This window comes from Succinimonas sp. (assembly GCF_045225735.1).
Classification (GTDB): domain Bacteria; phylum Pseudomonadota; class Gammaproteobacteria; order Enterobacterales; family Succinivibrionaceae; genus Succinimonas.
On record NZ_JBGVBR010000045.1, the window covers coordinates 1 to 8,447 of the forward strand.

General features: G+C 53.0%; 9 protein-coding genes. 2 read left to right on the plus strand and 7 right to left on the minus strand.

All coding sequences use genetic code 11. The features are described 5' to 3' along the window. Positions 1 to 327: 327 nt before the first annotated feature. Positions 328 to 1,677 carry a metallopeptidase TldD-related protein gene (locus ACJROR_RS01665; protein ID WP_406545580.1) on the minus strand — a complete coding sequence of 450 codons (1,350 nt, stop codon included), beginning with the start codon at positions 1,675 to 1,677 and terminating at the stop codon, positions 328 to 330. 68 nt (positions 1,678 to 1,745) lie between these two features. Here ACJROR_RS01665 and yjgA point away from each other — a divergent pair, with 68 nt between their 5' ends. Next, positions 1,746 to 2,291 (plus strand): ribosome biogenesis factor YjgA, encoded by a 546-nt coding sequence (gene yjgA / locus ACJROR_RS01670; RefSeq protein WP_406545581.1) that lies wholly within the window; start codon positions 1,746 to 1,748, stop codon positions 2,289 to 2,291. Between the two features lie 57 nt (positions 2,292 to 2,348). Continuing rightward, positions 2,349 to 2,681: a rhodanese-like domain-containing protein gene (locus ACJROR_RS01675; RefSeq protein ID WP_406545582.1), complete on the plus strand. Its 333-nt coding sequence runs from the start codon at positions 2,349 to 2,351 to the stop codon at positions 2,679 to 2,681. Between the two features lie 116 nt (positions 2,682 to 2,797). Here ACJROR_RS01675 and tldD read toward each other — a convergent pair whose 3' ends face one another. The 6 genes from tldD to ACJROR_RS01705 all read right to left on the minus strand — a co-directional run. Beyond that, complete coding sequence (tldD, locus tag ACJROR_RS01680) at positions 2,798 to 4,324, minus strand: metalloprotease TldD (protein ID WP_406545583.1); 1,527 nt, start codon at positions 4,322 to 4,324, stop codon at positions 2,798 to 2,800. Between the two features lie 134 nt (positions 4,325 to 4,458). Next, entirely contained in the window at positions 4,459 to 5,928 is a 1,470-nt protein-coding gene (locus tag ACJROR_RS01685) for a ribonuclease E/G (RefSeq protein ID WP_406545584.1), read from the minus strand. Beyond that, positions 5,925 to 6,554, minus strand: coding sequence for a Maf family protein (locus ACJROR_RS01690; RefSeq protein WP_406545585.1), 630 nt, complete (start codon positions 6,552 to 6,554; stop codon positions 5,925 to 5,927). The genes ACJROR_RS01685 and ACJROR_RS01690 overlap by 4 nt, the downstream gene beginning before the upstream one ends. Then, positions 6,544 to 7,056, minus strand: a complete 513-nt coding sequence (gene mreD, locus ACJROR_RS01695) for a rod shape-determining protein MreD (RefSeq protein WP_406545586.1) — start codon at positions 7,054 to 7,056, stop codon at positions 6,544 to 6,546. Before mreD ends, ACJROR_RS01690 begins: the two co-directional genes overlap by 11 nt. After that, positions 7,053 to 7,988 carry a rod shape-determining protein MreC gene (mreC, locus tag ACJROR_RS01700; protein ID WP_406043357.1) on the minus strand — a complete coding sequence of 312 codons (936 nt, stop codon included), beginning with the start codon at positions 7,986 to 7,988 and terminating at the stop codon, positions 7,053 to 7,055. The genes mreD and mreC overlap by 4 nt, the downstream gene beginning before the upstream one ends. Before the next feature lie 51 nt (positions 7,989 to 8,039). Further along, positions 8,040 to 8,447 (minus strand): rod shape-determining protein (locus ACJROR_RS01705; protein WP_406545587.1); only part of this gene is annotated, 408 nt, incomplete at its 5' end.

Genomic DNA, 8,447 nt, shown 5'->3' on the forward strand with positions numbered 1-8,447 from the left:
GGATACTCCTTCTCGGCCGGGGGAAGAAAAATGATCAATCAACGACCAATCTGACAACTGCAAGGGACTTGCCGATCGGACTGACTGTCCGATCCCGGCTGCCCGATCGCATCCCCGTAACCAGAGAATTTTACCTCCCGCATGGACGGCCTCTCAGAGATCGCCCAAGTGAGTCTTTGGCATCATTCTGCCCCTTGAATGCTGTACATTTTTTAACCATTTACAGGAGTTCTGACGGGCCGTGAATAGTAACCCGGCAGTGTTTCGGCGTCAAGGCAGTTAACAAAAATCAATAAGATAAAACCGGACAGCCTCTTGCTCTTTGCTTTACTCCCCGGCCACGGTCATGCGGTCAATCAGCACCGACCCGGTTCTTAAACGCTGTCTTTCGTCTGCGTCATCGGCAATGCCCCGGATGCCCAGATACATGCTTTTGAGATTCCCGGCAATGGTTATTCCGGAAACCGGATACTGAATAAGGCCGTTTTCCACCCAAAAGCCGGTAACCCCGAATGATAGATCGCCGTTCATGTGGTTAATGCCCTGTCCCATGGTGCTGACTACCACGAGCCCCCGATCCATATAGCTTAAGAGATCCTTGAAGCTGTTTTTCCGGCCTCTTTCATCCTTTAATGTCAAAATCCCCAGCGCTCCTCCGGCATGACCGTTGGTTTTTTCCCCCATCTTCCGGGCACTGATGCAGGAATGGAGATAATCCACCGCCACTCCGTTTTTGAAGAGATCCCACTTTCTGGTAGCCACCCCCTCCCCATCGCAGTAACGTGCTGAAATATGTCCTTTTACATGGGGATCCGAACTCATGGTCAGCCATTCCGGAAACACCAGACTCCCGCGGCAGTCTTGCAGAAACGAGCTCTTGTAATACTGGTTCATGCCGACTATCGCCCATATGGCCGGAAAAATAATTTCCGGAGCGGCATCATAGCGGAAGATCACGGGATAAGAGCCCGTGAGAATTCTTCTGGGATTAATGCTTTCAATAGCCTCTGTTACTGCCTCCCGGGCCATTCTCTCGTCAGAATAGAGACGGCGGCTGTCCACAGAACTGCTGCCAGAACCGCCGCTCTGTCTTCCGGTGCTGTCATCGGCCATGACCCATACCGATTTGGAGAAAGATGAATTGGCTTCGCTGCACATAAATCCCGCCGAATTCAGCATCACGCTCATGCCATAATGATTGGACACCGAGGCGCCTCGGGAATCGGTGATCCGGGGATCCCGAGACATGGTTAAGCCTTCCAGCCGCACCGCTTCTCTGATGCAGGCATCGGGATCCGGCTCCTCGGGATGCAGCAGATCAAAATCCACCGCTTCCGTGGCAAATTCATCCTTGTCAGGCAGTCCCGCCGAGGGATCCGGCATCGTAGTCCCGGCAATGGACAAGGCCGCCCGAACAGTCTCCCTGATGGCATCCTCGCTGAGATCGGCCGTGCGGGCCTGCCCTCGCTGCTGATTTTTGAGCACGCTGACAGAAAGAGAACGGCTTTTGTTGAAATCGATGTTTTCCAATTCTCCATGCCGGCATGACACATCAAGACCGGTGCTTTTATTAAGTACGATCACGGACTCATCCGCCCCTTCCTTCCGAGCAAAATCCACCGCCATCTCAGCAATCTTTTCCAGTTCTTTTTTTTCTGCCAAAATCCGTTCTTTCATGGTAAAACCTTCCTGTATCGTTAACGCGTCTGATAGAATACACTAAAATCAAATCAGGATATTGACCCATGCATCAAGATTACAACAATTTTGTCCATGAAAACGAAGAAGATGACGGCTGGGTATCCCGGAGCTCCCGCAAAAGACACTCCAGAAGCCTCCGGGAAATCGGGAAACAGGTAGTCGCTCTGGCGGAATCCGAATTAGAAAAAATTCCCTTCGGCGATCATGACAGTCTCCGGGAAGCCTGCTTTACTGCCAGAAAAATGAAGCCCCGTTCGGAAGAGCTCCGCCGGGAGCATCTTCATATCGAAGCCCTGATGCGGGGACTGGACGATGATGAAGTGTCCGCCATCAGCGCCGCTCTGGAGGCTGTAAAAAGCAAATGCGTCGCCGGGAATGCCGCGTTTCATAAGCTTGAGGAGCTCCGGGAGCGTCTTATCAGGGAAGGCATGCCGGAAATTAACAGGCTTATGGGCGAGCATCCGGAATATGACCGGCAGAAGCTCCGCGCTCTCACCGACAAGGCCAGAAAGGAACTGGAGTCTCCCGATGGCGATCGGCGTTTCTATCGGGAGCTTTTTAAGTACCTGAGAGACCAGGGCGCCGCATGAATTCGCAAAAACGCCAGCTTGCGTTTTTACCCTTAAATCACCCCACAGGAGTTTCGTATGATTAAAAAGGCTTCAGTCCTCGCCGGACTTTTGCTCTGTCTTTCCGCTTTTGCCGGCGCAGCTGCTGCCGCCGACGTCTACATTGACGTCAGAAGTCCGCAGGAATACGCGGATTACCATATCGACGGCACTATCAATATCGTGCATACCGAGATCGTGGCCGGCGTGCAAAAGCATAATATCTCAAAGGATGACAGCATTTTTGTATTCTGCCGGAGCGGCAAAAGAGCAGACGCCGCCAAAGCAGCTCTTAACGAAGCCGGTTACAGCAAGGTTGAAAATCTCGGCGGCGTTCTGGATGCGGTAAGGTATATCAACGCTCACAAATAGAGTTCATCCCGCTCCAAAATGAAAAAACCGGATTCCTCCGGTTTTTTTTTGATTTCAGGAAAGCAAGAAAGCTGCAAGAGCATATTTGCTTGTTTGATTGCCACTCAATCTTAAAATCAGCTTCTTGTGCCGCCCACGGTGATTTTATCAAGTCTGACCGTGGGCATGCCATTCCCCACCCGCACAGACTGACCTTCCTTGACGCACATGCCCACGCCATTATCAAAGGACAGATCATTACCCACCATAGAAACCTGCTTAAGAGCATCAATGCAGTTTCCGGTAAGGGTAGCGCCCTTGATGGGATAAAGCACCTCGCCCTTTTCCATCACATAGGCCTCGCTCATGGAAAAGGTGAATTTGCCGGTGGCGGGATCAACCTGTCCCCCTGCAAAATTCACTGCATATATGCCGTGATCCGCGCTCCTGATTATGTCCGCGGGATCCGTGTTTCCGGGAGCCAGATAGGTGTTGGTCATCCGGGGAATCGGACAGCAGTCGTAATCCATGCGGCGGCCGTTTCCGGTGGGCTTGGCCCCCATAAGCATGGCATTGCATTTATCATACATATATCCCCTGAGAATGCCGTTTTCAATCAGCACATTCTCCTGAGCCGGAGTGCCCTCATTGTCCACATTAAAGGATCCGGTGCCGTTTTTGACTATACCGGAATCGATAACTGTACACAGTGGAGATGCCACCTCAGTGCCGATTTTATCCCGGAACACCGAGGTGTTCTTCCTTACGCCATCAGCTTCCAGACCGTGTCCCACCGCCTCATGAAAAAGCACCGCCGGCCAGCCTCCGGCCAGGATAACCGTAAGCTCCCCGGCTGCCGCGGGTTTGGCCCGCAGGTTAACCAAAGCGTTTCTGACGGCATCTCTGGCGATGGCCAGATAGCGCTTCTCCATGGCGGGGGATTCCTGAGCAGGGGTAATTCCGGCAATGTAATCCATGGAGATTACCGGAACATCTTCCATAAAATAGGCGAGCTCGGACATTCTGCCGGAGGAACTGTAGCCATTCTCCCGAACGCCGTTTTCCTCCACGATCACCGAGCAGCTGAGATGCACCCGGGGAGCGATATCCGCAGCCAAGGTGCCGTCAGTATTGGCCACCAGGAATTCTCTGTCAGAGGAGGTCAGCCCAGCCATAACCTGCACCACCCGGGAATCCAGGGATCTCGCAAAGTCGTCCATTTCCCGCAGCATGCTGACCTTAAGATCCCGGGACAGCGATCCTATGGGATCCCAGGAATCCTTAATAAGCACCGGGTAGCCCCGGGTAAAATCTATCTTAGCCTCCCCGGATCCGGCCTGCTTTGAAACGCTCCGGGCCGCACGAACCGTCTGATGCAACGCTCTTTCATTAATTTCATCTGAATAGGCCAGAGCGGTTTTTTCACCGGAAACCGCTCTGACGCCAAAGCCCTGATCAATGGAAAAACTGCCGTTTTTAACCGCTCTGTCATCCAAAGACCATGATTCGCTGACTCTTTTCTGAAAATAGATATCCCCGAAATCAATTTTGGCGCTGTTGAGACGGCCCAGCATTTTTTCAATATAGGAAATATCAATATTGTTTGCCTTAAGCAAATGATCCTCTACCTGAGAGATCAGCTCTTGTGAGGTTTCGTAGGACATATTCAGGGTTCTCCAAAAAAGCTTTTTACGCCTGTCAGAATATGCAGAAAACGCCGGCAGAGCAAATAATTTTACCGTTTTTTGCAAAACAGGGCTGATTTAAAAGGAAAAAACGACGTCTGAGAACGAGATGGTCATACCATTTTTTCCCCGGTAATAATCCCCCAGTGCTCCCGGGATTCCCCGGTCATCTCCCGCGCTGTCACGGTTATCCCCAGGGCTGCGGCCACCTTGCTGATAAATTCCTGCCCGGAGCCTCTGAAAAGCTTCATATGTTCGGCATCCCCCAGCAAAACCTGCTGATAACCGGGATGAGCCGCCCTTCTCCGGAAAAGCTCCCGGGCAATATCCCCGAGAATCATGTCCGTATTCGGCACCGAGCCCCGCCCCCGGCAGCGGGGACATTCCTGACTGTGCTCTGCGAGCTGGCTCTTCCGGACTCTCATCCGGGAAATTTCCAGGAGGCCCAGCTCTGAAAACTCAGTAACCCGGGACACCAGAGGATCGCTTTTCAGGCCGTCCCTGAGGAGGCTCAGTATCTCCCTCCGCCGGGAAGAGGATCTCATGTTCAGAAAATCAACCGCAATAATGCCCCCAAGTCCCCGAAGCCGGATCTGAACCGGAAGCGCCAAAGCGGCCTCCCGGTTTACCAGAAAGGCCTTTTCCTCATCTGAGGAACCGGTAACCTGACTTCCGGAATTCACATCCACCGCCGTGAGAGCCTCGGCCTCGTCAAAAACCAGTTCGCCGCCGGAGGGAAGCCGGTACTGACGCTGAAAGATCTGCCGGATCTCTTTTTCAAAACCGTAATGATCAAAGAGAAGCTCCCGGTTATCCTCCCCGAACAGCCTTAACTCCGGTCTGAGCTCTTCTGTAAAATAACGGTCAATAATATCTGACATGGCAGAGAAAGCCCGGGCTCCGGACACGATAATCGTATCAAAGCTGCTGTCTCGTACCAGACACTCAATGGGGCCGGGAGCCTCATAAAGACACCGGATTTTTTTATCATTCCGGAAGCTTTCCCGGATATCAAGCCACAATCCGTAAAGACGATCCGCTTCTTTCCTGAGGGTTTTCTCAAGAAGCCCCTCCGGAATTTCCTGGGTCATGGTGCGTACGGTAAAATGCCCCAGAGACTTATGCACATGGTTATCCACCACCCGGTGAGCAATTTCTGTGATTAAGTTCCGGTGTTCTCTGGTAATTCTCGGGGAGATGCGGTTTTCCCGGCTCCCGGGACGCAGCACAAGATAACGCCCGGTAATCACGGGATCCGAAGACAGACGCGCCCCCTTAGATCCCAGTCGTTCCCGCTCCGCCAGCGCCGGAATAACGTTTCCCGGCGTTACCTGCGGGGGAAAACCGTTTTTTCCGGGTTCAAGATAAGCCGCCCTGATATCCCCGATGTCCAGAAAGGCGGCAAGCCCAGGAATTACCCGGGTGATTTTTCCCGCATAAACAGAGCCCCGGCGGAGGCCCGCGCCGGAACAGGAAAGGTCTCCGGAAAATCCGGAAGATATATAAAACTCGGAGAGAACGCCGTCCTCGGTAACCCCGGCCCGGAGAGATCCCGGAATATCCTCTATGAAAAGCTGTCTCATTCCCCGGCCTGCCCCGCAGGATAAATGCCGAAGAGAGCCAGAGCTGCCGTAACCTCGTCCCGGGGGAGCCCGATGATATTGCTGAGACTGCCCTCATACTCCCGCACATATTTGCGGCCCAGGCCCTGAATGGCATAGCCCCCGGCTTTGTCGCAGGGTTCTCCGGTATTCCAGTACCATGCAATTTCGTCAGGCGAAAGCTGATGAAAACGCACCAGGCTGACTGCGGCCTCCGTATGGGAATCCGCCCCTCTGAGCACGGTAAAACCGGTAATCACCCGGTGCTCTTTGCCGCTTAATCTGGTCATAATTCTGAAAAACTCCTCCCGGGAGGCCGGCTTTCCGATAATATCCCCCGCAAAATCCAGTGCGGTATCCGCGGCCAGAACCGTGGGAAGAGGGGAAGGGGAGGGTGAAGCAAGAGCAGCGGAATTACCGGCAGTCAGAGTCCTTGATACCGCCCGGGCCTTTTCAAGAGAAAGGCGTTTTACATAATCTCCGGGACTCTCTCCAGGATGCCGGGATTCATCGATTTCCGGCCGCACAACGCGAAATGAAAAACCGAGTTCCGTAAGAATTTCACGTCTTCTGGGCGAGCCCGAAGCCAGAATAAGATCATAAGTCATAGATTTCCAGAGAGCTTTTCGGAATTACCGCTTCATAAACAAGAGTAAGAATCAGATACACCAAAGGCCAGAAGAGCATAGTGGAGAGACATGACCAGAAGACATGATAGTCTGCGGTAACCACTCCGAAGATATGCTCAACCCAGAACAGCAGAAACTGCCCCAGACAGTTTACCGATCCTACCACCAAGGTTTTCTGGATCAGGGAATAATACCGGATATTCCGGAACTGGCAGGCCACAATCCAGGACATAAAGGCATAGGCGGCAGCATGTATGCCCAGGGTGGATCCCAGCATCAAGTCAAACAGAAGTCCGGTAAGCCAGCCGATGCCTACATTGACCTTTTCCGGAACCGCAATCACCCAGTAAAGCAGCACGCATACCACGTAATTCGGGGAAATGATATCCGCGGCCGCTGGAAGCTTGATAAGGGACAGCAAAAGCCCTAAGAGCAAGGATCCCCAGATCACAAAGAAGGCTCCGGTATTTCTGATATTCATGGCTGTCCTCCGGCGTTTCCCGGTTTCTGCGCTCCGTCCGTATTATCGCGGCGGCCCTCGCCGGCCCCGTCCGCCGCCGGGGTAAGCCCCCGGTAAATATCCTCTCTTTCGGATTCCGGCACCCATATTAAAAACATATGCCTCAGCCGATCCAGATAAACCGTGGGCTGCGCCTTAATTTCGGCAAACTGCAGACCTTCCCGGCGATCAAAGGCGGACACTCGGGCCACCGGATAACCCCGGGGAAATTTGCCCCCCAGTCCGGAGGTAACCAGAAGATCTCCCTCTCTGATATCAACATTGCGGGGCATGTTGACAATGCTGAGTTCATTTACTACCCCGGTGCCCGAGGCAATGGCCCGAATGCCGTTTCTCAGCACTACCACCGGAATGGCATGATTCTGATCCGACAGCAAAAGCACCCGGCTTACAGATTTTGAAACGCTGATAACCTGTCCCACCACCCCTTCTTCGTTTACCACCGGCTGTCCTTCATAAACATCGTCATTAAGCCCGCGGTTTATCATTACCGTCAGGGAAAAGGGGTTGGTATCCACCATTATGACCTCGGCCCCGATTTTCCGAAAATCATCCTGCAAGGGGGAATTACTGAGCCGTCTCAGGCGCTCGTTATCCTCCATCAGGCTGTCATACCGCAAAAGATCAACCCTGATATCCGCAATTTCGCTTTTCAGAAAATTGTTTTCCCGGAGGAGCTCCTGATAGGAATAGCGGCTTTCGGAAACACCCCGGCTTAAAGCCGCCGGAATGTTTGCCACGTAATAAACTGGGGTAAGCCAGCTTTCCAGCGTGTAGCGCAGATCCTTAAAATAATTGAAGTGCGAATCGCACACGATGAGAATAAGAGAAAGAATACCGCAGATGATGAAACGGGCGCTGGATGAAATGGTGTAATTCAGCTTGTCAGGCATGCCGCAGTACCTCTGAAAAAAAGCCCCGTTACCGAGGCTGATCCCGATGAGTTATCCGCGCTCGAACAGCGAATATCCGGTTGCATCGTAAAGCTCCAGGGCCCTGCCGCCGCCGCGGGCCACACAGGTCAGAGGATCCTGAGCCACCCGGACATTCACATTGGTTTTTTCCTGAATCAGGCGGTGGAGATTGCGCAGAAGCGCTCCGCCGCCGGTAAGCACTATTCCCTGATCCGAAATATCTGCCGAAAGCTCCGGACGCACATTGCCGAGGGCATCCTGCACGGTTGCCAGAATGTTTTTCAGGGGATCCTGAATAGCCTCCATTACCTCTGCCGAGGTAATGGTCACAGACATCGGCACCTGATTGACAATGCTCTGACCGCGAACCTCCATGGAGAGCTTTTCATCCTCGTCGTTTTCGCTGGCGCAGCCGATCTGAATTTTGATGTTTTCCGC